Origin of the sequence: Micromonospora sp. HNM0581, assembly GCF_012726175.1 — a bacterium.
GTDB lineage: Bacteria > Actinomycetota > Actinomycetes > Mycobacteriales > Micromonosporaceae > Micromonospora.
Window position 1 is genome coordinate 1 of the sequence record NZ_JAASAD010000024.1, and the last position, 20,761, is coordinate 20,761.

The window sequence follows — 20,761 nt, forward strand, 5'->3', positions numbered from 1 at the left end:
AACGGGCGCGGTCCTCGATCGATCAAACTTCAGCTTCGACACCTGAATGATCATCGAAAGGCCGCGCCCGGCCTCATACCACCACGATCAGGAGTGTCCACCTAAGACACCCACAACGGGCAATCCGCTACCTTGCCTGAGCCCTGGCCCGGTCCCGCGGCACGTCGATCTGCACCGGACCGGTGCTGTCGGTCAGCACCGTCTTCGACCGGGCGCCGTTGCGGATGTTGCCCGAGCCGGCGCCGTCGGGTTCGTGTTTGGTATAGCCGAGGTGCTCGGTCAGCTCCTCGTTCAACACCGTCTCCCGTCTCCAGAACCGTGCATGACGAGGCACTAGCGTTCACGCAGGCGAATCGGCGGACCGTCAGAGCGACCAGCACCTCATGGCCACCCAACCTGGCATCGGCCAGCCGCGCACATAGCGACCGTGCACCGTGGTTGACCAGGTACCGCAGACCCCGCACGACGCCCGCACCGTCTGCGTCGCCGCGTCGATCCTGACCGCAACAGCCCGAACCGCCACCGCTTCCAACCGCAGGCCCGTCAGGTGCGGCAGCAACGCCGATATGGTCTCCATCCCGGCACCCAACCCGAACTACCGGCGAGCGCGACTCACAGAATGTGCGCCAGAGCCTGAAAACGGACCCCTGGCGACGGCCGAAACGGATCCCCTTCACTGGTTGATCTTTGTTAGTCGTTGGTCTTCGTGGCCGCGGAGTTTCGGGGGCGCCATCCAGGGCTACGGCGGGCCGGCCGACGTCCGTCGCGTTAGCCCCTCGAATCCTCCTTGACGGCGATGATGCAGCTCCAGTGAGGCTCAAATCGTCCGGAGCAGAGTCGGATGCATCTGACGCACACGGTCACAGACTGGAGCATGGATGACCAACACGCCTGTTCGAGCACCGGCGGCCGGGGAGTTGCTGGCACCGGTCAGCAAGGAGGGGCAGGCGTTCCTTGACCTGCTGGCCGTGCACATTCCGTACGTGCGGGAGGTAAGCGGAGCGCACGACCGGGACGGCACATTTCCGTTCGAGGTTTTCGATCGCTTTCGCACCTCGGGGGTGTTGGCCGCCACCGTTCCCGCCGAACTGGGCGGTCTCGGGGTGAGCCACATGCACGACGTGGCGCTCGCGCTACGTACCCTCGCCGAGTTCGACGCGTCCGTCGCGCTCGCGCTGCACATGCAGCTCAGCCGTGGGCTCACCCTCACATACGAGTGGCGTTACGGCGCGCCGGAGGCGCAGTCCCTCGCCGAGCGGCTCATGCGTTCGGTCGGCGAGCGCGAGGCGATCATCTGCGGTGCGGTCAAGGACGCGCCGCGTGCCACGACCAGGCTGACTCCGGCGCCTGGCGGAGGTTGGTTGCTCAACGGTCGCAAGACCCTGGTAAGCCTCGCGCCCGCCGCCACACACTTCGCGGTATACGCCGAGGTGCACGTCGACGAGGAACCGCTCCGCCTCGCCGCGCCGGTACTGACCCGCCAGACGCCCGGCCTCACGGTCCTCGACAACTGGGACGGCCTCGGCATGCGCGGCTCGGGCACTGTCGACATCGTCTTCGACAACTGCCCGATCGCAGCGGAGGACGTCCTCCCCAGGGCCGCCGTCGGTGCCCGCCAGGACGCGGTGCTCGCTGGGCAGACGGTCAGCTCGGTCACCATGCTCGGCATATACGCCGGGATCGCGTCGGCGGCGCGCAACGTGGCCGTCGACTGGACCGTCCGGCGCCGGGTCGACCCAGGAGCGGCGGTCCGGACGCTGCTCGCCGAGATCGAGGCGCGATTGTTCGCACTGCGCTCGTCGGCCGCCGCCGCGCTACGCAATGCCGACGAGCTCGCATTCGACTTCTCGGTCGACGCCGATGAGCGCGGCCGCCGGATGATGACCCCGTTCCAGTGCGCGAAGCTCATGGTCAACCAGCTCGCGTCAGACATTGTCGATCGCTGCATGACGGTCGTCGGCGGCGCCTCCTTCTCGGCTCGGCACCCGCTCGCACGCCACTACCGCGACGTGCGCGCCGGCCGATACATGCAGCCGTACACCTACGTCGACGCGATCGACTACCTCAGCGGCCAAGTCCTCTGCTTCGACCAGGACAACGACTACGTCAGCGCACGGGCGATCAGAGCCCGGCGCGAGCCGTCCCCTTAGGAGAGCCATGCGCGTCCTGTTCATCCCGTCCCCCGGGCTCAGCCACATCCTGCCCACCGTGCCGCTCGCCCACGCCCTTCAGGCCGCGGGCCACCACGTCCGGTACGCGGGTGGTGGCGAGATCCATGCCGTCGCCGAGGCCGGTTTGTGTGGCGTCGACGCCTCGCCCGGCGCCGACTACGCGAAGTTGTTCATCCCCGACGAGACCGACGGCGTCGACCCGATGCACTCCGACGAGGCGGGCGTCGCAGATCTCGCAGCCATGTTCGCCCGGGTCTCGGGGGCCGTGGTGAACGGCGCGCTCGCGTTCGCGAAGCAGTGGCGGCCGGACCTGGTCGTGTACACCCCGACGCAGGGTGCCGGGCCACTCGTCGCCGCTGCGCTCGGGATACCCTGCGCCGGACTGCCGCTCGGGCCAACCGACGGTGAGGAGCAGCTGCCATCGCTGATCCGTGCGGCGATGGCCACCGACTACGAGCGGCACGGTGTCGGCGGCTCGCCCGGTACCCGGGTCCGGCTCATGCCGATGGCGCCGAGCATCGAGTCATTGTTGCCCGGTCCGCACACGCCGGGTGCCTGGCCCGTGCGGTACCAGCCTTACAACGGCGGTGCGATCCTGCCGGAGTGGCTCGTGGAAGCGCCGGCGCGGCCGCGCATCGCGGTCACGCTCGGCACGATCGACGCCCGCTGGGGTGGGATCGCCCAGCTGGCCCCGTTCATCGAGGCCGCCGGTTCTGTCGAGGCCGAGTTCGTGCTCACTCTGGGCGGCGGTGATGAGGCGCTGCTCGGCAAGTTGCCGCAGAACGTCCGCGTCATCGAATGGCTCCCGCTTGGTGTGCTCCTGGAGTCCTGCGCCGGGATCATCCACCACGGCGGCAGCGGCACGATCATGACCGCGCTCGTCGCCGGGGTGCCGCAGTGTGTGATCCCGCAGGGTTCCTTCCAGAACATCGGGCGCGACGTGCTGGTCAAGCGAGGCATCGGCTTCTCGACCAGTTCGGCCCAGCTGGGTCCTGCAGAGTGCCGGCGGCTCCTCGAGGACGACTCGATGCGCGAGGCGGCTCGGGACGCGGCCTCCGAGGCCGCCACCATGCCGCCGGTCGCCGACCTCGTTCCCCGGTTGGTGCAGCTCACCAGGTGAGCCGGTACGCGAAACGGCCTCGCCCGCGGCGACCGGACGAGGCCGTTTCGCACTGCCGGCGCTGCCCGGCGTGACGCTCAGAGCGCCGGTGCCGGGTGGCCGAGTTCCCGGAACAGCGGGGCGAAGTCGAATATGTCCCAGTGCTCGACGACCTTGCCCTCCTCGTTGAAGCGCAGCTCCTCGAGGTAGTGCCAGGTGACCTTCCGCCCGGTCGCCGGTATCCCGGCGAACTCACCGCTGTGCGTGGCGGTCGCGGTCAACCGGAGCATCACCCGGTCGTCTTCCGCGAGGATGCTCTTCACTTCGAGTCGCAGGTCTGAGAAGGACACCAGCGAGCCACGCATCGCCGTCAGGACGAGTTCAGTGTCGTGCGGCTCGCCGTCCAGGTTGTAATGCGTGACGTCGGGCGCCCAGTGCTCAGTCACACCCGACACGTCTGCCCGGTTCCAGGCGGCGACCATCTGCAGGCAGCGATTCTTGTTCTCCAGCGGCGACATGCCAACTCCTCATGCTCTGGGGTCTGCCGGGTCGCCGCCGATGCTGGCACCCGGCGCTCGGAAAGGGCTTCAGTCCTCCTGGTGTCCGGCACAGCCGACGAAGAGGCCACGGCCCGACTGGCTGCCCTCGAGGTAGCGCACGCTCAATCCCGCGCCCCGGAATGCCTTCTCATACGTGTCGCGGGGGAAAAGCGTGATGCGATGCTGCTCGACGAAGTGGTGGACGCCGCCGGCGGGGCGAGCGACGATGTAGTGGACCTCCATTCGGGAAGCGTCGCCGTCGCGCTTGGAGTGTGAGAGGCGTACGACGGTCGTCCCGTCGGCCTCGACAAGGGAGGCCGACACGTATCCGTCGAGGTAGGTGTCCGGGAACCACCAAGGGTCGATTGCGACCACACCGCCGGACGAGAGGTGCGTCGCGAAGCGCCGCAGGGCCGCGTTCAGCTCCTCGACGTCGGTGAGGTAGCCCACGGAGCCGAACATGCAGGTGATCACGTCGTACCGCTCGCCGAGATGGAAGGAGCGCATGTCGCCGTGGTGCACGACCGCCCCCGGGGTGTTCGTGCGGGCCGCCTCGACCATCGCAGGGGACAGTTCCAGGCCCTCCACCCGGTCGAAGAGCCGAGCGAACGCGCGCAGGTGCGCACCGGTGCCGCAGGCGACGTCGAGCAGGGTCGCAGCGCCGGGCAGCAACGCCCGCGCCTGCTCGGCGACGAACGCGGCTTCCTCGTCGTAATCCTTGCCTCGGGCACGGTGCACCAGCTCGTACACCTCGGCCTGTTCCTCGCCGTACATGCCGGCCGCCGGCACCGATGTCGTCATCGCCGCGCTCCCGCCACCGTCGGCCGCACCCGACGGCGGGCGGCGACGAGTACCTGATCCAGCAGAATCTCCAGAGCGGCCCGAGTACGGGGGTCGGCGGGCGCTCCGGTCGTGTCCAGTTCGGCGCGCTCACCAGACAGGGCGAGGCCGAGCGGGGTCGGCCAGCCACGCAGCGCGTGCGCGATGGTCCGCAGGGTGGCCAGGGTGGAGTGCGCGCCCTGTTCCCCGGAGGAGATGGCAACGCAGCCGATCGGCCGGTCGCTGAGGAACGGCTCACGGGCGTCGGCGAGGTCGTTGGCGTAGTCGAGAGCGTTCTTCAGCAGGCCGGAGACGGTGCCGTGATACGTGGGTGAGAGGAGCACGACCCCGTCGGCACGGGCGAGGGCCGCCACGATCCGTCGTACCCGCTGCGGCCCGTCCCCGCGGTGTGGCCGGTAGAACGGCAACTCGAGGTCGGCGCCGCGCAGGCACGTGACGACGGCTCCCTCCTCGGCGCATCTACCAGCACACCACACGGCAAGCCGGCCGGTGCGCGACGATGCGCACAGCGAGCCACCGATGAGTACAACCTGGGGAGCCGGATGGTTGCTGCGATGGGGTGGTCCAGGCATCGACGGACCTCTTTCTGTCGTGCTGAACGTCGTGTCATGGCGACTCTGCCCGGCTCCGGTCGGCGACGCATCGACGCCCGCTCGAGCACCTTTCGACCGGATGTGGCCAGGATGGCGACGCGCAGGCCGTGCGCATCCGTATCGAGGGAGCTGCGGTGAAGGTCCTGTTCACGGTGTCGTCCTGGCCCACCCACTACGCTGTGATGGTGCCGATCGGCTGGGCACTGCAGGCCGGCGGGCACGAGGTGCGCGTTTAGTGCACCCCGTCGCAGGTAGCGCCGCTGTGCGCAGCGGGGCTGACTCCGGTGCCGATTCTGGGCAGTCCGTCGGACGAGATCCGGCTCCGCCTGCAGTACTTCACGGAGGCGGTCGACGGGGTATGGCCGTACCCGTGGCCACCGTTGCATCCGATCACCGGCGCGCACCTGGACGGCTTGGACGACTTCGACCTGACCGGGTTTCGCGAGCGTCAGCTCCCGGAGGTCGCCGCCCGGGCCGCGGCCAGCTTCGACGCCGCGGTCGAGTACACGACGGCGCTCCGGCCGGACTTCGTGCTGCACGACCCGGCGAGCCTGGAGGGCCTGCTCGCCGGCCTCGTCACCGGCGTCAAGACGGCCATGCTGCTGTGGGGTCCGGTCGGTCCGGCCGAACCAGAGCACATGCGGATCGTGCCGGATGACATCAGCGGCTCCTTCGCCCGCTACGGTCTCGGCCCGTTCGACGCCGGCATGATCAAGATGGTCGTCGACCCGTGCCCGTCGTCGGTCGAACCGCCGCTGGCGGCCGAGCGGCTGCCGGTGCGCTACGTCCCCTACAACGGCACCGCCCCGGCTCCGACGTGGCTGCTCGAACCCATCGACCGTCCGCGGGTCTGTTTGTCCTGGTCGACGGCGTTGCGCTCGATGTCGGGTCCCCGCTCGTTCGTGCTGCCCGAGGCAGTGCGTGCGCTCGAAGGCCTGGACGCCGAGGTGGTACTCACCGCGACCGCGCAGGACGTGGCCGAGCTCGGCCCGGTGCCGCCGACGGTGCGGGTACTCGAGCGGCTTCCGTTACGGCTGCTGCTGCCGACGTGCTCAGCGGTTGTCCACCACGGAGGCGGCGGCAGCACCCTGACCTCGCTCTGGGCGGGCGTGCCACAGGTGCTGCTGACGTTCGCCTCCGAACAGGCCGCGTCGGCGACCCGGGTGGCCGCAGCCGGCGCTGGCGATCAGCTGCCGGGTCACCTCGTCGACGCCGCCGCGATCCGCCGTGCCATCGACGAACTGCTCGCCGACGGGTCGTACAGGCGGTCGGCCGTGCGGCTGCGCGGAGAGATGGAGCAGCGGCCGACGCCCGCGGATCTCGTAGACCTGATCGGCGTCTGACTCTCTGCTTCCTCGTCCGTGACAGCTCTCCGGCTCCCTGACGGCGACCATCGAAGCTGCACGGGTCGAGCGGACCGGCTGGCGGCACTGAGGATACGGCTGCGGTTGCCGCTCAACGACGCCGACGACCGCCCCCGCCTGACCGCCGGGGCGGCCGGCGGGTGATCAGGTGATCAGGCTGTGCAGGCAGGCGAGCATGCTGCGTGCCTGGACACTCAGGTAGTGGCTGTGTCGCAGCAGCGCCACAAGCTGGTGCACGGCGATCCAGCGGAACGCCCGATGCTCCAGCTCGGCGCCGCGACTGGTCTCGACGATCATGTACCGGTTGAGCGCGTGGAAGAATCGACCGCCCTCCTCGGACAGCACGGTGTCGAAGTGGATCTGGTCGGCAGGCGCGTTGAGAAATTCTGGGAGGAACCGCGGCCGGTCGCCGGGTGGCAGCATCTCGTGGTTGCCGGGGATACACTGCACGGTGGGACCGAGTTCGACGACGTCGAGATAGCCGGGCTCGACTCTGGCCTGCACGAGGACGTGCAGCACGCCGCCGATGTCCTGCACCAGGAGTCCGATCAGCCCGGTGCCGACCGGCTCGATCATCGGCTGCGTCCAGTGGGCGACCTCACGCCCGCCCGCCGAGACGCCGACTCCGATGACCGAGAAGAACCGGCCGCTCTCGTGGACGATCGCGTCCTCAGTCCGATGCCAGCCGGTCACCTCGTTCAGCGGGATTCGCCGGGTCTCGACGTCGAGCCCGCAGCGCATCTCGGTGATCCAACTGAGGACCTCGCCCGTGGTGTGCAAGCTGCCGGCGGTCTCGTCGCAGGCACGGATCAGCGACTCGCGGATCGCGCCGCCGCCGGGCAGCACCCTGTGCACACCGGCGCCAGCGAACGGCAGGCATGACAGCACGGTGCGAGCGTCCATGTTCACCAGATCGTCTGCGCTGAGCAAGGCATGGATCTGGCCGAGCGTGAGCCAGCGGAACCCGTCCAGCACCTCGACGTCCCCGGTCACCTCGACGACCATGTTCCGGTTGCGCTTGCGGTAGAACCAGGACCCCTGCTCGGACTGGCGTACATCACCGATCACCCGGTGCATACCGGGGTGGCGGAAGTAGTCCAGGTACGGCACGGCACGGCCGTTGTGTACCCGCGTGTAGTTGCTTCGGGTCGCCTGTACGGTCGGCGACAACTGCAGGCCGTTGCCGTTGCCCGGTTCCACCTTCGCCTGCATCAGGAAATGCAGTACCCCGTCGAACTCCTTGGCGATGATGCCGAGAATTCCGATCTCCGGCTGGTGAATGATCGGCTGGCGCCAGTGGGCGACCGGCCCGCCGGGAACCGCCACGTCGATGCCCTGCACCACGAAGAACTTGCTCAGGTCGTGGCGGATGTCGCCGGTCGCCGGGTCGGTGTGCCAGCTCTTCAGCGCTGACAACGGAATCCGGCGTACGTCGGTGTACGCGCGCCGGGCGAATTCGTCAAACCAGCCCCGGACGTCCGCAACGCCGGCGCCGTCGCGGACGAGAGCCGAGCGGGCTAGGCGCAGGTGGATCGGCTCACGATCGACCCGTAACGCCGTGGCAGGGGGCAGGACAGGCATGCGGCAGTCCTCCGTCGTCGTTACCAAGTGCGAAGTCTCGACGGTCGCGCACCCGTCACGGGTAACCGTCGACGATGGCTGGATCCGCGCTCTACTGGCGCGCGAGCAGGCTCGCGCACCGGCCCGGTCACAGCTTGGCCAGGACCTTTTGGAGCGCATCGATGATCCGGTCCTGCTTCGCCGGCTCCAGCGCGGGATACATCGGCAGCGAAAATATCTCCCCCGCCAGCTTCTCCGTGATCGGCAGGGCGCCCTCGGCATAGCCCAGATGCGCGAAGCCGGTCATCGTGTGCACCGGCCAGGGATAGCTGATGTTGAGGTTGATGTCGCACTCGCGCAGAGCGGCGATGATCTCGTCCCGCCGGGGATGGCGCACCACGTAGACGTAGTAGACGTGCTCGTTGTGGGGTGCGACCACCGGCAGCGCGAGGTCCGTCCCGGCCAGCGCGGCGGCATACCGGTCGGCCACCGCCCGCCGGCCCGCGATGTAGCTGTCCAGCCGGCGCAGCTTGCGGCGCAGGATCTCCGCGTGGACCTCGTCGAGGCGGCTGTTGTGACCGGGCGTCTCGACGACGTAGTAGCGCTCCTCCATGCCGTAGTACCGCAGCCTGCGCAGCCGCCGGGCCGTCTCGTCGTCGTCGGTGACGACCGCTCCCCCGTCGCCGTATGTGCCGAGCACCTTGGTGGGGTAGAACGAGAACGCGCTGGCGTCACCGGTCGTTCCGGCCAGCCGGCCGCGGTGGCGCGCGCCGTGCGCCTGCGCGCAGTCCTCCAGCAGGATCAGATCGTGGGCGTCGGCGAGTGCGCGCAGTTCGGTCAGGTCGACGCACTGTCCGTACAGGTGAACCGGCAGGATGCAGGTGGTCCGCGGGCCGACCACGCTGCTCACCGCTGAGTTGTCCATCAGGTACGTGTCACTGTCGACGTCGACGAAGACCGGCACCGCGCCGACCGAGTCGATCGCGACGATCGTCGGCGCTGCAGTGTTCGACACCGTGATCACCTCGTCGCCCGGGCGGACCCCGGCCGCCTGCAGCGCGAGCTTGATCGCGTTCGTGCCGTTGTCGACGCCGACGCAGTGGGCCATCCCGTGCCAGGCTGCATACTCCGCCTCGAACGCCTTTACGCTCTGGCCCAGCACCAGTTGACCGGACCGGAACACGGTGTCGACCGCGTCGAGGATGTCGTCCCGCTCGGTCTCGTACTCGCCGAGGTAGTACCATACGTTGTCGCTCATCGATGCGCCGGCCCCTCATCCGTTCGCTGCGCCAGGCTAGGTCGGCACGACGTTCGCAGCACGCGCTCGGGAACCGCTGCAACGCGGCTCGATACACCTTGGTGAGCCATTCAGCACGCCGCGAGCGGGCTCTGCCAGGGTTCTTGGCCGACACCCTCCCCTTTTCGCAGGAGCGCCGATGTACAGCGCCGATCTGGCCGACGTGTACGAGCGGATCTATCAGAGCCGGGGCAAGGACTGGGGCGCCGAAGCCGTCCTCGTCGACGAGGTCGTGCGCCGGCACCGCCCGGCGGCGCGCACGCTGCTCGACGTCGCCTGCGGAACCGGTGCACATCTCGAAGCGCTGTCCCGCCGATTCGCGCACGTCGAGGGCCTCGAACTGGCCGAACCGATGCGGGAGCGGGCCAGGCTGCGGCTGCCCGGCGTCCACATCCGGGCCGGCGACATGCGCGACTTCGACCTGCACACCACCTTCGACGCGATCACGTGCATGTTCTGCTCGATCGCGTACGTGGACACGGTCGAGGAGATGCGCGCCGCCATCGGTTGCATGGCGCGGCACCTGGCGCCCGGAGGGGTCCTGGTCGTCGAGCCCTGGTGGTTCCCTGAACAGTTCATCGAGGGCTACGTGGCGGGTGATCTAGCCCGTGGTGAGGACCTCACGATCGCCCGGATCTCCCACTCGACACTCGATGGCCGGGCCACCCGGATGGAGGTCCGGTTCCTAGTCGCCGACGAGTCGGGTATCCGCGAGTTCGTGGAGATCGACCGCCTGACGCTGTTCACGCGTGAGGAGTACGAATCAGCTTTCCGCGATGCCGGATGCTCGATCGAGTTCCTCCCCGGCCCGCCGACCGGGCGCGGCCTATTCGTCGGTATCCGACAGTGAGGGCGTGCGGCACCGTCATCCGGCCGCACGCAGCATTCTCGCCGGGGAACCGGTCACGCGTGCCACGTCGCGGACCGCCTCGACCAGTTGGGCCTGCCGCAGGGTGGCCCGCTCCTCGATCGGCCCGTCGACACCGGAGCGAACCGCCTGGACGAACGCACGCACCGCGTTGCGTACCTGCGGGTCGGCCGGCATCGCCAACTCGGTGGCCTGATCCTGGCGTTCAACCCGGACCGGCGGTTTCAGCTGGTCCGGCGGCGTGAACGCCCGGTCGACGGCGATCCGGCCGGTGCTGCCCCACAGCGCGTACTCGCACCGGTAGGAGTGGTCGAAGCCGAACGCCAGCTGTACCGCCACGCCGTCCGGCGCGGCCAGCAGGGCGGATCCGGCCACGTCGACGCCGGTGGTCTCGTCGTACCGCAGGGTGGCGGCGAGCACCTCGAGTTCCGGCAGGAACAGCTGCGCCGCCCGCAGCGGGTACACCCCCACGTCGAGCAGTGCGCCGCCGCCGAGGGCCGGCTGGTAGCGAAACCCGGCCGGATCGAGTGGCGGCACACCGAACGAGCTGGAGAACACCTGCAGCCGGCCGATGGCGTTGGCGGCGACCATGGCCCGGACTGCGTCGTGCTGCGAGTGGTGCAGGAACATGAAGTTCTCGGCGAGGACGCGTCCGCGTTCGCGGGCGACGGCCATCAGTTCGACCGTCTCCACGTGCGTGGTGCACAACGGCTTCTCGGCGAGCACGTGTTTGCCGGCCCGCAGCGCCTCCGCCACCCACTCGTAGTGCAGCCGCGGCGGCAGCGGGATGTACACCGCCTCGACGTCGTCGCGCTTGAGCAGATCGCGGTAGCCGGTCACCGCCGCGCAGCCGAACCGGCCGGCGACCTGTTCGGCCTTGGACCGGCTCCGGCTGGCCACCGCGACGACCTCGACACCGTCGAGCCCTGCGATCGTGGGCATCAACCGCCGGATGGCGATGTCGGCGCACCCGAGCACGCCCATCCGAAGCACAGAACCGGATCCAGACAACGGGCACCTCTCAGCGCGGGCGTACGTGCGAACCAAGGCGACCCTGGCGGGCACGCCTCATCGGCTGCTCGACACCCGCTCGATCGGGTTCGGCGGCAACTTACGCATCGTCGACAGCACCGAGTCGAGCCGTTCCCGGGCGTACAGGTGCGCCACCCTCGGGAACGAGTAGTGCAGCTGGTCTCGGGCGCCGGGTACGACACTCACCTTCAGCAGGTGGTTGTCGGCGAACCGCTCCAGGAGCCGCTCCGCCGGCGGGACCTCCCAGCCGAGCAGGTCGGCTACGGCCTCAGCGGTGAACTCCCCGTGCGGCAGCATGCTCAGCAGCCGGAAGGTGCTCTGCTCCACCCGGTTGAGCAGGTCGTAGCTCGCGTCGTATGCCGATCGCACATCCAGCTCGCCGAGGCACAGCTCTTCGAGTACCTCGCGCGATCTCTGCAGATGCTCGGCCATGCCGCTGAGCGAGCGGGCCGGTACCGCGGCGAGCCGTGCGCCGATGCACCGCAACGCGAGCGGCAGCCGGCCCACCATGTCGACGAGGGTGCGGGCGGCCCGCTGTTCGCGGTCGACACGGTCCCGGCCGATGATGCGGGCGAGCAGCTCCAGACTCTCGGCGTGGTCGAACACGTCGAGATCGATGTTCCAGAGGCCGCCCAGCCCGTACAGGCGGCGACGTCCGGTGACGACGACCGCGCACCGCGGGTCGCTCGGCAGCAGTAGCCGCACCTGGTCGACGGAGGCGGCGTCGTCGAGAAGCACCAGGAGCCGCCGTCCCGCCGTCGCCGAGCGGTACGTCTTGCACCGCTCGGTGAGGTCGTCGGGGATGTGCTCCTCCGCCAGACCCAGCGTCCGCAGAAAGCCGTGCAACACCTCGGCCGGGTCCAGGGCCCGGCCTGAGGATCCGTTGAGGTCGGCGTACAGCTGACCCCCGGGGTACGAGCGCCGCAGCCGGTGCGCCAGGTGCGTCGCGAGGGCGGTCTTGCCGACACCGGGCATGCCGGTGATGAACCCGATGCGGGTCGCGGTCCGCGACCCGGCGTCCGCGTCCATCGCGAGGTGTGCGCCGAGTTCGGCGAGTACGCCGGCCCGTCCGGTGAAGTCGGCGATGTCGGTCGGCAGCTGGGCGGGCCGCGGCAGCTGACTCGCCGGGGCGGTGGGCACGGGCCGGGGCTGTTCGGACACCGTCCGGCGACCCGGAGCCGGCTCGGCGGGCGCCTGCCCGCCGGCGACGATCCGCTCACGTGCCGGCGGCCCGGGCTGGCTCGGCACCATCGGGGCGTCGGACAGCAGCGAATGGTGCAGCGCGCCGAGGGCGTGGCCCGGTTCGAGCCCAAGGTCCTCGATCATTCTGCCGCGCAGGGTCCGGAAGACTTCGAGGGCCTCCTGACGGCGGCCGGAGCGGTGCAGTGCCAGCATGAGCGAAGCGTGCAGCTGCTCGTCGAGCGGGCGGGTGAGGACGAGGGCTTTCAGTTCACTGACCAGCTCGTTGTGCCGGCCGAGGGTGAGATCGGCCTGAATGCGCAAATCGAGGATGCGGGCCCGGAGTTCTTCGAGGCGGGTCACGTACGAGGTGAGCAACGCGCCGGGCACCACGTCGACCAACGCGGCCCCGCGCCACAGGGCGAGGGCACGGCGCAGCGTCGTCGCGGCCCGCTCGGCGTCATCGGCCTCCAGTAACGCGCGTCCCTCGGCGGCGTCGGTCTCGAACCGGTACAGGTCGACCGCCTCGTCCGGGACGTTGAGCAGGTAGCCACCCGGTTTGGTGGACAGGATCGGCTCCGACCCGCACCCGACCAGGGCCCGGCGCAGCTTGTACACGTAGGTCTGCAGGGTCGTCATCGCGCTTGCCGGAGGGTCCTGCTCCCACAGCTCGTCGATGAGCTCGCCGGTCTGCACGAGGGCGTTTCGACGTAGCAGGAGAAGCGAAATGACCTGGCGCGGCTTGGGTGCGGTAGGAACAACCTCCCGTCCGTTGGCGTACATTTCCAGAGGCCCGAGCACTCGAAAGTCCATTGAGTCCCCCAAACTCGACGTTCGGTGTAGACGAGGTCGAGCGTAAACGACCTTTACACCCCAGGCCAAAGACTCGGCACCGCAGTGCACAAAGGAAGCATAGAGTGGTATCGAAAGTAGTAGAGCGTCGATATGGGCACTTCAGAGGTGGCGTTGGCGACGAGTTGGGCGCCCAATTTGTTGCATGCATGTAAACATATTTTACAGCCATCTTGGGAATGCTGGACGGCCGAGAGATTGACCGCCTTAAGGCCCCTGTCAATTCTTGGTGCGACTACGAAAGGGCCGCACCGCCCCTGCGACGAGGTCCGGCCGGGAAGAATTGCGGGCACCCGGAGGTTGAATAATCGAGGCGGCCACCGCCTTATTGACGGCATCGATTCGCGAGACCGCGCTGAGCTTGGCGAAGATGTTGCGCAGGTGCCGCTTCACGGTTGTCTCCGCGAGAGACAGACGGGTCGCGATCTGTGCGTTGCTGAGGCCCTCGGCGGTAGCAGCGAGCACTTCGAGTTCGCGCGGCGACAGCACTTCGTCGCGCCGTCCGTAGACATGGTCGAGGCTGCTGCGCGAGACTCCGAGCACGACCCAGGCCCGATCGCGCGAGACGGCTCGGACCGCGCTCACCAGGTCGTGCCGCGCCACGCTCTTGTGCAGATAGCCCCGCACGCCGACCTCGAGCAGATCGCGCACCAGCTCCGGGCCATCGAGCATGCTCAGGATGATGACGGCCGTGTCGGGTGACCCCTCCCTGATCCGGCGCACCGTGCCGACGGGGTCGCCACCCGGGATCTCGATGTCCAGCACGACGACATCGGGCCGGACCGCCGTCGAGACGGTCACTGCGGTGACGCTGTCACCGGCCTCGGCGACGACCGACAGATCCTGCTCGGTCTCGAGGATCTGGCGCACCCCGTGCCGGATGAGTTCGTGTCCATCTACGATCATCAATGTCGTCGGCCGGACGTGACCAATAGGCAACCCCATCGCCGGTGACGTCGAGTCGGGCTCCGATCGTGAATCGATCTTCATCAACACCTCAGCGAGTCGGTGAGCACCCGCCAGCCCCCGCCGGAAACATGCCCCTGTGAGTGAAACGAGTACGTCGATGCCTTACGAAAGAGTACCAGCGAAGCCCATTCTGCCAAGAGATCGAATCTCAATGGAACATCAGTGTTCCATTACTGGAGTTTCGTGTGCTAGATTCAGGGCGCCGAGAGGAGGCGCAGCATGCCGACCAGACCTGCGCTCATCGCCCGTGACCTGTGCAAGAAGCTAGGCAAGACGAAGGCGTTGGACGGCTTCGACCTCACGGTCATGGAGGGCACCGTGTGTGGCCTTCTCGGCCCGAACGGCGCGGGCAAGACCACCGCGGTGCGCATCCTGACAACCCTGCTTCTGCCCGACAGCGGCAGCGCGACCGTCGCCGGGTTCGACGTGGTACGCGAGCCCGCCCGGGTGCGCTTCCAGATCGGACTCACCGGGCAGCAGCCGACCGTCGACGAGATGCTGACAGGCCGCGAGAACCTGCGCATGTGGGGCCGCCTGTACCATCTTCCGGCCCGGGCGGCGCGGATCCGCGCCGACGAGCTGCTGGAACAGTTCAGGCTCACCGACGCAGCCGACAAGCAGGTTCGGCACTACTCCGGCGGCATGCGCCGCCGGCTCGATCTTGCCATCGCGTTCATCCTCGCCCCACGGTTGCTCTTTCTCGACGAGCCGACCACCGGCCTCGACCCTCGGAGCCGCAACGAGGTCTGGAACGCCGTGCGCATGCTGACCCACGGCGGTACCACCGTTCTGCTGACGACGCAGTACCTCGACGAGGCCGACCAGCTCGCCGATCAGATCGCCGTGATGGCCCACGGCCGCGTGATCGCCGACGACACCCCGGAGCAGCTCAAGTCGACCCTCGGCGGCGACCAGCTCGACATCGTCGTGCGTGACGCCGCTGAGCTGGCCGCGGCTACCGCCCTGGTGGAACGCGTCACGACGCAGAGTGCGCACAGCGAGCCAGACACCCGCCGCATCAATGCTCCGGTCAAAGACCGGGTCGGCACGCTCGTCGAGGTGACGCGCCGGCTCGCTGAGGCCGGCATCGACGTCGCTGACATCGCGCTGCGCAGGCCGACCCTCGACGAGGTGTTCCTGCGGCTGACCGCAGACCCGGCGCAGGAGGGCATACCCATCGATCAGACCAAGGAGCCGGTCGGATGAACCCGACGGTCGTATCGTCGCCGGACCGCCTCACCGGACACCTGCGCTGGACGTTGACCGAGAGCTTCGTCATGTGGCATCGCAACCTGATCAGCTGGGTTCGCGTGCCGATTCAGATGGCATACAGCCTGTTCTGGCCGGTTGAGATGGTCGTGCTGTTCGGCTTCGTGTTCGGCGGCGCGATGGCCGTCGACGGGGTCGACAACTACCGCGAATACCTCATGCCGGGCCTGTTCGGCCAGACCATGCTCTTCGGCATCGTCACCACCCTAATGACGGTCGCCAACGACAGCTCCAAGGGGGTGACCGACCGCCTCCGCTCGATGCCGATCTCGCGTTCGTCGGTCGTGCTCGGGCACTGCTTCACCGGAATGTTCCACTCCTTCCTCGAACTGGTCAGCCTGATCCTGTGCGGCCTGGCCATCGGCTGGCGCTGGCACAACGGCTGGGAGAGCGCCGTTCTGGCGGTGCTGCTACTGCTGTTGCTGCGATACTCGCTGATCTGGGTGGGCATCTACATCGGACTCCGGCTCTCCCCGGAGGCGGCCGGGTCGTCGTTCGTGGTGCTGTTTCCGGTCTCGCTGCTGGCCAACACGTTCGTGTCGCCGGAGCAGATGCCGACGTGGCTACGGGTCATGTCCGAATGGAACCCACTCTCGGCGACCATCGGTGCCAGCGCCGAACTGTTCGGCAATCCCGGGCGCACCGGTGGTTCCTGGGCCGCGGACCACGCCACCCTTCTGGCCATCGTCTGGCCGCTGGTGATCACCGCGGTCTTCCTCCCGCTGGCCGTGCGCCGGTGGCGCAACCTGAGCCGGTGACGCGCCGGCCGACCAGCGATCGTCGATCCCCGCGCGAGGCGTCCCTGCCAGCCTGACCGGCGTCGGGCCCGGTAGGCCCGACGCCGCACCGTAGCGAAGGGCGATCAGGTGGCAGGTAACGAACCGACCGGACCGGTAGCACCGGTCACATTCATCAACCGCTTCACGGTGCACGCGTCCGCGGAGGAGTTCGAACGGACGTTCGCCGCCACCACCGCGTTCATGGCCGCGCAGGACGGCTACCTCGGCAACACGTTGCTGCGACACACGACCGACGAGCAGAGCTACGTCAACATCGCGGTGTGGCGCGACGCCGAACAGTTCCACAACGCGCTGGCACAACCCGGATTCACCCCGCACGCCCGCGCCCTGCGAGCCCTGAGCAGCAGCGAACCGAACCTGTACCGGGAAGTCGCCGGAGAGCAGCGATGACCCCGTTGACCCGCCGCCGGTTGCTCGGCGGATCGATCGTCGCGGGCGGCTCCGCACTCGTCGGCGGTATCGGCGCACCCGGCGGCGCCGCAGCCGCCGGCTGCGCACCCGAGTTCGGCGCGGTGAGCGTCGGACGCGACGACCCGCGCTACCAGGAGCTCACGATCCGGGGCGCGAACCGCCGCTTCACCGGCACACCCGACTCGGTACGGCTGGTGAATACCCCCGCCCAGGTCGTCGAGGCGGTCCGGGACGCCCGGCGCGCCGGAGCCCGGCTCGCGGTGCGCAGCGGCGGGCACTGCTTCGAGGACTTCGTCGACAGCCCCGAGGTTCGCCTGGTCATCGACGTCTCCGAGATGCGCGGCATCTCCTACGACCCGGTGCACCGGGCCATCTCCGTGCAGTCGGGAGCAACGCTGGGCCAGCTGTACCGGACGCTGTACCTCGCTTGGGGTGTCACTCTGCCGGCCGGCGTCTGCCCCAGTGTCGGAATCGGCGGGCACCTCGCCGGCGGTGGCTACGGCACGCTGGCGCTACGGCACGGGCTCGCGGCCGACCATCTCTACGGCGTCGAGGTCGTCGTCGTCGATGCGTCAGGACGGGTGCGCACGGTCGTCGCGACCCGGGCACCGAACGACCCGAACCGCGACCTCTGGTGGGCGCACACAGGCGGCGGCGGCGGGAACTTCGGCGTCGTCACCCGCTACCTGCTGCGCTCCCCCGGCGCGACGGGCGCCAGCGCAGCCGCCCTGCTGCCCCGGCCGCCGTCCACGCTGCTGCACGCCGCGGTCAACTGGAACTGGAGCGACATCAACGAGCAGATCTTCCTCCGCCTCGTCCACAACTTCTGCCGGTGGCACGAGGAGCACGGCGGCGACGGGACGACCGACACCGGAATCGACGCGGGAATCTTCCTCTACCATAAGATCAACGGTCAGATCCAGCTCGGGGTGAACGTCGACGGCACCCGCCCGGATGCCGACGCGCTGCTCACCAGATACCTGGCCGCGCTGTCCGACGGACTCGGCATCACCAACACCGAGGAACGGTCGGTGACTCCGTGGCTGAAGGCCACCCTGTCGATGCCGCCTGCCGGCGACTACTCGTTCAAGGCCAAGGACGCGTTCCTGCGTACGGGCTGGACCGGCGAACAACTGTCCACCCTGTACCGCTATCTGTCCGAGGGCAGCTACGAGTTCTACGGCAGCAATGCTTTCATCGGGTACTTCGGCGGGAAGGTGAACACCGTCGATGCAGCGTCCACGGCGATGCCGCACCGCGACGCGCGCTTCGCCTCGGTGATCCAGTCGGTGTGGTTCACGCCTGAGCAGGAGACCAAGCTCCTCACCTGGGCCCGCGAGTGCTACCGCGATGTGTACGCCTCCACCGGCGGCGTACCGGTGCCGGGTGAGGCCTACAGCGGTACCTACATCAACTACCCGGACGTCGACATCGCCGATCCCGCGTGGAACCGGTCAGGGGTGCCCTGGCATGCGTTCTACTACCGCGGCAACTATCCACGACTGCAACGGGCCAAGCGGACATACGACCCGCTCGACGTGTTCCACCACGGGCTATCCGTTCGGGCCTGGGAGTAGACGATGAGGATTCTGATCACCGGTGCGACCGGCAACGTAGGCCGGCACCTCATCGCGCATCTCCTCGCCCTACGCGTCGAGGTACGCGCGCTGACCCGCCAGGAACCAGCCGTCGCCGGGTTACCCGCGGGCGTCGAGATCGTCCGGGGCGACCTCGCGGCACCGGACACCCTCGGTCCCGCCTTCGACGGCGTCGACCGGATGTTCCTCTTCCCGGTCGCGGAAACCGCCGGGGCGGTGGCCGAGCGCGCCCGCGCCGCCGGGATCCGTCGCGCCGTCGTGCTCTCCTCGGACGCGGTCACCGACGGCACCGACACCGTCTACCACCTGCCGGTGGAGCGCGCGATGGAGAAGTCCGGCCTCGAGTGGACCCACGTGCGGCCCGGCGAGTTCGCGCTCAACAAGCTGGACACCTGGGGTCGCTCGATCCGCGAGAAGGGCGTGGTGCGTGCGGCCTACCCGGCGGCGCGCGGCGTACCGGTGCACGAGGCCGACATCGCGGCCGTCGCGGCGGCGGCGCTCACGAGCAACGACCACGTGGGCGCCGCGTACCGCGTGACCGGTCCGCAGCAGCTGACGCCGGGTGAGCAGGTGACCGCGATCGCGACCGGCATCGGCCGTCCGCTCACGTTCATCGAGGTGAGCCCGGCGGAGGCACGCGCGGACCTGATCGGCCTCGGCTTCCCGGAGCAGATCGCCGACTACCTCCTCGCCTTCGAGGAGCGGTGGGTCGAACATCCACCGCAGGTCTCTCCTGATGCCGAACGGGTGATCGGCCGCCCGACCCGCGCGCTCGCCGAATGGGCCGCCGACCACGTCGCGGACTTCTGACCGGACTCTCGAGAGAAGACCGGGTCGCTGTGTTCGTCGGTCATCTGACCGACGAACACAGCGACCCGTTATCGCACCGAAGGCGTCTGCGCGGTGACGAACCGGACCGGGGTGTCGATGACGAGCGGTCCCGGGCCGTCGCGCATCTCATCGAGGGCCTTGATGAGCCGGGCCCGCAGCGCGGCGGCGTCGTCGGCGGTCAGGTGGTCCCACATCAGCCGCATGCCGTGCGTGTGTGACCAGTCGACCCAAACCTCTCCGGTGGCCGCGACGAGCGGTACCGCCTCGTCATGCACGTCGACATCGACGAATCCCGCCGCCTCCATTGTCGCGCGCAGGTCGGCCGGGCCCTCCAGCCAGCTGTTGAAGCGCCGCTGCAGCGCCTCCGGCCGCCATTGCTCGGGCAGGCTGCGCAACAGATCGTTCGGAATCAGCTCGGTGAAGACCGGCGGGAGGAAAGGAAAAGTGCCGCTGCGGAACTGCGGGCTGGTGAAGCCAATCCGGCCGCGCGGCACCAACACCTGCGCGTAGCGGCGCAACGCGCTGCGCACGTCGGGCAGGAAGATGAGGCTGTAACTGCCGATCACGACGTCGAACGAGGCCGCCGGGAAGTCGACCCGTTCGCCGTCCATGACGCGTGCCTCGACGTTGCCGACGCCGCGCCGGGCGGCTTCGGCACGGGCTGTTTCGACCATGCCCGGCGCGATGTCGATGCCGACGACGCGGCCGGCCGGACCGACCCGGGCCGCAGCCGGGAACAGGCAGGCGCCGGAGCCGCAGCCGACGTCGAGGACCCGGTAGCCGGGTGCGGGCGCGACACGCTCGACCAGCCGTCGCCCCATCGGTCCGAAGAACTCGACCCCGAGCCGGTCGTAGGTCCCGGCGGCCCGGTCGAAAGCAGCGGCCACCTCGGTCTTGTAGTCCGAGACCTTGAGCGTCGTCACGGCCGCCACCCGCCGTTCTCCGGCCACGGGTCACCGAGCTGGCGCAGGGTGCCCTGGAAGTCGGGCCAGTCGCGGTGGTCGCGGATCTTGCCGTCAACGATCCGGAATAGGTGGATCTGCTCGCCGGCGAAGCGCCGGCCGGTCGGCGGGATCCCGACGAGGTTGCCGACGTGACGGCCGTACAGCACAAGGTGGGCGCGGACCCATTCGCCGTTCTCGGTAACGTTGATCTCTTCGAGGTGCGCCTCCTCGGAGAACGTCCGGCGTACCCAGGCGACGACCATGGCGAAGGCCTTCGGACCCTGCGAAATGCCGTGTTCGAGCGTCGCCGGGTTGAGGTACTCCTCGTGGATGTACTCGTCGACGTCGTCGGTCTTGCCGGTGTTGAACGCGTTGATCACGCGCCGTACGGCGTCGGTCTGACTGCTCATGCGGTGCTCCTACCGATGGTCGGGGCGGTTGCCCGACCCTGGCAGCAGCCGATCGTCACCGGTTCGAACCCGGCTCGAACGGTGCTCGCCCACACGTACCCGACGGTCCGGTCTCCAGACAGACCCGCTCGAGGT

The 20,761-nt window shown here is 68.9% G+C and carries 19 protein-coding genes and 1 pseudogene; 9 read left to right on the plus strand and 11 right to left on the minus strand.

The features are described from left to right. Window positions 1-148: 148 nt before the first annotated feature. Window positions 149-304: pseudogene (locus HCA58_RS21250) on the minus strand (transposase); the annotation flags it as partial. Window positions 305-878: 574 nt separating this feature from the next. On the opposite strand from HCA58_RS21250, the gene HCA58_RS21255 reads away from it, so the two are divergent. Both HCA58_RS21255 and HCA58_RS21260 read left to right on the plus strand, forming a co-directional pair. Further along, window positions 879-2,150: an acyl-CoA dehydrogenase family protein gene (locus HCA58_RS21255; protein ID WP_169599614.1), complete on the plus strand. Its 1,272-nt coding sequence runs from the start codon at window positions 879-881 to the stop codon at window positions 2,148-2,150. Between the two features lie 7 nt (window positions 2,151-2,157). Next, a complete protein-coding gene (locus tag HCA58_RS21260; RefSeq protein ID WP_169599616.1) occupies window positions 2,158-3,291 on the plus strand; it encodes a nucleotide disphospho-sugar-binding domain-containing protein in 1,134 nt (377 codons plus the stop codon). 77 nt (window positions 3,292-3,368) lie between these two features. Here the strand turns inward: HCA58_RS21260 and HCA58_RS21265 are convergent, their stop codons facing one another. The 3 genes from HCA58_RS21265 to HCA58_RS21275 all read right to left on the minus strand — a co-directional run bounded on the left by HCA58_RS21265 (window position 3,369) and on the right by HCA58_RS21275 (window position 5,221). Beyond that, a complete protein-coding gene (locus tag HCA58_RS21265) occupies window positions 3,369-3,788 on the minus strand; it encodes an ester cyclase (protein ID WP_071094313.1) in 420 nt (139 codons plus the stop codon). Window positions 3,789-3,857: 69 nt separating this feature from the next. Then, window positions 3,858-4,610: a class I SAM-dependent methyltransferase gene (locus HCA58_RS21270; protein WP_169599618.1), complete on the minus strand. Its 753-nt coding sequence runs from the start codon at window positions 4,608-4,610 to the stop codon at window positions 3,858-3,860. Next, a complete protein-coding gene (locus tag HCA58_RS21275; RefSeq protein WP_169599620.1) occupies window positions 4,607-5,221 on the minus strand; it encodes an NAD(P)H-dependent oxidoreductase in 615 nt (204 codons plus the stop codon). The genes HCA58_RS21270 and HCA58_RS21275 overlap by 4 nt, the downstream gene beginning before the upstream one ends. Before the next feature lie 305 nt (window positions 5,222-5,526). Between HCA58_RS21275 and HCA58_RS21280 the strand changes: the two genes are divergently transcribed. Continuing rightward, window positions 5,527-6,585 carry a nucleotide disphospho-sugar-binding domain-containing protein gene (locus tag HCA58_RS21280; protein WP_346776071.1) on the plus strand — a complete coding sequence of 353 codons (1,059 nt, stop codon included), beginning with the start codon at window positions 5,527-5,529 and terminating at the stop codon, window positions 6,583-6,585. A gap of 165 nt (window positions 6,586-6,750) precedes the next feature. Here the strand turns inward: HCA58_RS21280 and HCA58_RS21285 are convergent, their stop codons facing one another. Both HCA58_RS21285 and HCA58_RS21290 read right to left on the minus strand, forming a co-directional pair. Further along, window positions 6,751-8,187, minus strand: coding sequence for an NDP-hexose 2,3-dehydratase family protein (locus HCA58_RS21285; RefSeq protein WP_169599622.1), 1,437 nt, complete (start codon window positions 8,185-8,187; stop codon window positions 6,751-6,753). A 127-nt stretch (window positions 8,188-8,314) separates the two neighbouring features. Beyond that, on the minus strand, window positions 8,315-9,424 hold the full coding sequence (locus tag HCA58_RS21290) for a DegT/DnrJ/EryC1/StrS family aminotransferase (RefSeq protein WP_169599624.1): 1,110 nt from the start codon (window positions 9,422-9,424) through the stop codon (window positions 8,315-8,317). Between the two features lie 178 nt (window positions 9,425-9,602). On the opposite strand from HCA58_RS21290, the gene HCA58_RS21295 reads away from it, so the two are divergent. Beyond that, the gene (locus HCA58_RS21295; RefSeq protein WP_013287136.1) at window positions 9,603-10,313 is read left to right on the plus strand and encodes a class I SAM-dependent methyltransferase; all 711 of its coding nucleotides are present in this window, start codon (window positions 9,603-9,605) and stop codon (window positions 10,311-10,313) included. A gap of 15 nt (window positions 10,314-10,328) precedes the next feature. Here HCA58_RS21295 and HCA58_RS21300 read toward each other — a convergent pair whose 3' ends face one another. The 3 genes from HCA58_RS21300 to HCA58_RS21310 all read right to left on the minus strand — a co-directional run bounded on the left by HCA58_RS21300 (window position 10,329) and on the right by HCA58_RS21310 (window position 14,384). Next, entirely contained in the window at window positions 10,329-11,315 is a 987-nt protein-coding gene (locus HCA58_RS21300) for a Gfo/Idh/MocA family oxidoreductase (protein WP_169599626.1), read from the minus strand. An 84-nt stretch (window positions 11,316-11,399) separates the two neighbouring features. Further along, the gene (locus HCA58_RS21305) at window positions 11,400-13,355 is read right to left on the minus strand and encodes an AfsR/SARP family transcriptional regulator (RefSeq protein WP_169599628.1); all 1,956 of its coding nucleotides are present in this window, start codon (window positions 13,353-13,355) and stop codon (window positions 11,400-11,402) included. Between the two features lie 258 nt (window positions 13,356-13,613). Further along, entirely contained in the window at window positions 13,614-14,384 is a 771-nt protein-coding gene (locus tag HCA58_RS21310; protein WP_169599676.1) for a response regulator transcription factor, read from the minus strand. A 198-nt stretch (window positions 14,385-14,582) separates the two neighbouring features. Here HCA58_RS21310 and HCA58_RS21315 point away from each other — a divergent pair, with 198 nt between their 5' ends. From HCA58_RS21315 to HCA58_RS21335, 5 genes are all read left to right on the plus strand, one after another. Next, the gene (locus HCA58_RS21315; RefSeq protein WP_013287140.1) at window positions 14,583-15,569 is read left to right on the plus strand and encodes a daunorubicin resistance protein DrrA family ABC transporter ATP-binding protein; all 987 of its coding nucleotides are present in this window, start codon (window positions 14,583-14,585) and stop codon (window positions 15,567-15,569) included. Beyond that, complete coding sequence (locus HCA58_RS21320) at window positions 15,566-16,390, plus strand: ABC transporter permease (RefSeq protein WP_013287141.1); 825 nt, start codon at window positions 15,566-15,568, stop codon at window positions 16,388-16,390. Before HCA58_RS21315 ends, HCA58_RS21320 begins: the two co-directional genes overlap by 4 nt. Window positions 16,391-16,498: 108 nt before the next feature. Next, window positions 16,499-16,822: an antibiotic biosynthesis monooxygenase family protein gene (locus HCA58_RS21325; RefSeq protein WP_169599630.1), complete on the plus strand. Its 324-nt coding sequence runs from the start codon at window positions 16,499-16,501 to the stop codon at window positions 16,820-16,822. Then, complete coding sequence (locus HCA58_RS21330) at window positions 16,819-18,420, plus strand: FAD-binding oxidoreductase (RefSeq protein ID WP_169599632.1); 1,602 nt, start codon at window positions 16,819-16,821, stop codon at window positions 18,418-18,420. Before HCA58_RS21325 ends, HCA58_RS21330 begins: the two co-directional genes overlap by 4 nt. Before the next feature lie 3 nt (window positions 18,421-18,423). Next, window positions 18,424-19,251 (plus strand): NAD(P)H-binding protein, encoded by an 828-nt coding sequence (locus HCA58_RS21335; protein ID WP_169599634.1) that lies wholly within the window; start codon window positions 18,424-18,426, stop codon window positions 19,249-19,251. Window positions 19,252-19,319: 68 nt separating this feature from the next. Here the strand turns inward: HCA58_RS21335 and HCA58_RS21340 are convergent, their stop codons facing one another. Both HCA58_RS21340 and HCA58_RS21345 read right to left on the minus strand, forming a co-directional pair. Further along, window positions 19,320-20,195: a methyltransferase domain-containing protein gene (locus HCA58_RS21340; protein WP_346776072.1), complete on the minus strand. Its 876-nt coding sequence runs from the start codon at window positions 20,193-20,195 to the stop codon at window positions 19,320-19,322. Beyond that, on the minus strand, window positions 20,192-20,626 hold the full coding sequence (locus tag HCA58_RS21345; RefSeq protein ID WP_123109506.1) for an ester cyclase: 435 nt from the start codon (window positions 20,624-20,626) through the stop codon (window positions 20,192-20,194). Before HCA58_RS21345 ends, HCA58_RS21340 begins: the two co-directional genes overlap by 4 nt. Between the last annotated feature and the right edge of the window lie 135 nt (window positions 20,627-20,761).

Bases quoted from the DNA above. Each gene is read 5' to 3' on its own strand.
- HCA58_RS21255 (WP_169599614.1), top strand. From the start codon at position 879: ATGACCAACACGCCTGTTCGAGCACCGGCGGCCGGGGAGTTGCTGGCA.
- HCA58_RS21260 (WP_169599616.1), top strand. From the start codon at position 2,158: ATGCGCGTCCTGTTCATCCCGTCCCCCGGGCTCAGCCACATCCTGCCC.
- HCA58_RS21265 (WP_071094313.1), bottom strand. From the start codon at position 3,788: ATGTCGCCGCTGGAGAACAAGAATCGCTGCCTGCAGATGGTCGCCGCC.
- HCA58_RS21270 (WP_169599618.1), bottom strand. From the start codon at position 4,610: ATGACGACATCGGTGCCGGCGGCCGGCATGTACGGCGAGGAACAGGCC.
- HCA58_RS21275 (WP_169599620.1), bottom strand. From the start codon at position 5,221: ATGCCTGGACCACCCCATCGCAGCAACCATCCGGCTCCCCAGGTTGTA.
- HCA58_RS21285 (WP_169599622.1), bottom strand. From the start codon at position 8,187: ATGCCTGTCCTGCCCCCTGCCACGGCGTTACGGGTCGATCGTGAGCCG.
- HCA58_RS21290 (WP_169599624.1), bottom strand. From the start codon at position 9,424: ATGAGCGACAACGTATGGTACTACCTCGGCGAGTACGAGACCGAGCGG.
- HCA58_RS21295 (WP_013287136.1), top strand. From the start codon at position 9,603: ATGTACAGCGCCGATCTGGCCGACGTGTACGAGCGGATCTATCAGAGC.
- HCA58_RS21300 (WP_169599626.1), bottom strand. From the start codon at position 11,315: ATGGGCGTGCTCGGGTGCGCCGACATCGCCATCCGGCGGTTGATGCCC.
- HCA58_RS21305 (WP_169599628.1), bottom strand. From the start codon at position 13,355: ATGGACTTTCGAGTGCTCGGGCCTCTGGAAATGTACGCCAACGGACGG.
- HCA58_RS21310 (WP_169599676.1), bottom strand. From the start codon at position 14,384: ATGAAGATCGATTCACGATCGGAGCCCGACTCGACGTCACCGGCGATG.
- HCA58_RS21315 (WP_013287140.1), top strand. From the start codon at position 14,583: ATGCCGACCAGACCTGCGCTCATCGCCCGTGACCTGTGCAAGAAGCTA.
- HCA58_RS21320 (WP_013287141.1), top strand. From the start codon at position 15,566: ATGAACCCGACGGTCGTATCGTCGCCGGACCGCCTCACCGGACACCTG.
- HCA58_RS21330 (WP_169599632.1), top strand. From the start codon at position 16,819: ATGACCCCGTTGACCCGCCGCCGGTTGCTCGGCGGATCGATCGTCGCG.
- HCA58_RS21335 (WP_169599634.1), top strand. From the start codon at position 18,424: ATGAGGATTCTGATCACCGGTGCGACCGGCAACGTAGGCCGGCACCTC.
- HCA58_RS21345 (WP_123109506.1), bottom strand. From the start codon at position 20,626: ATGAGCAGTCAGACCGACGCCGTACGGCGCGTGATCAACGCGTTCAAC.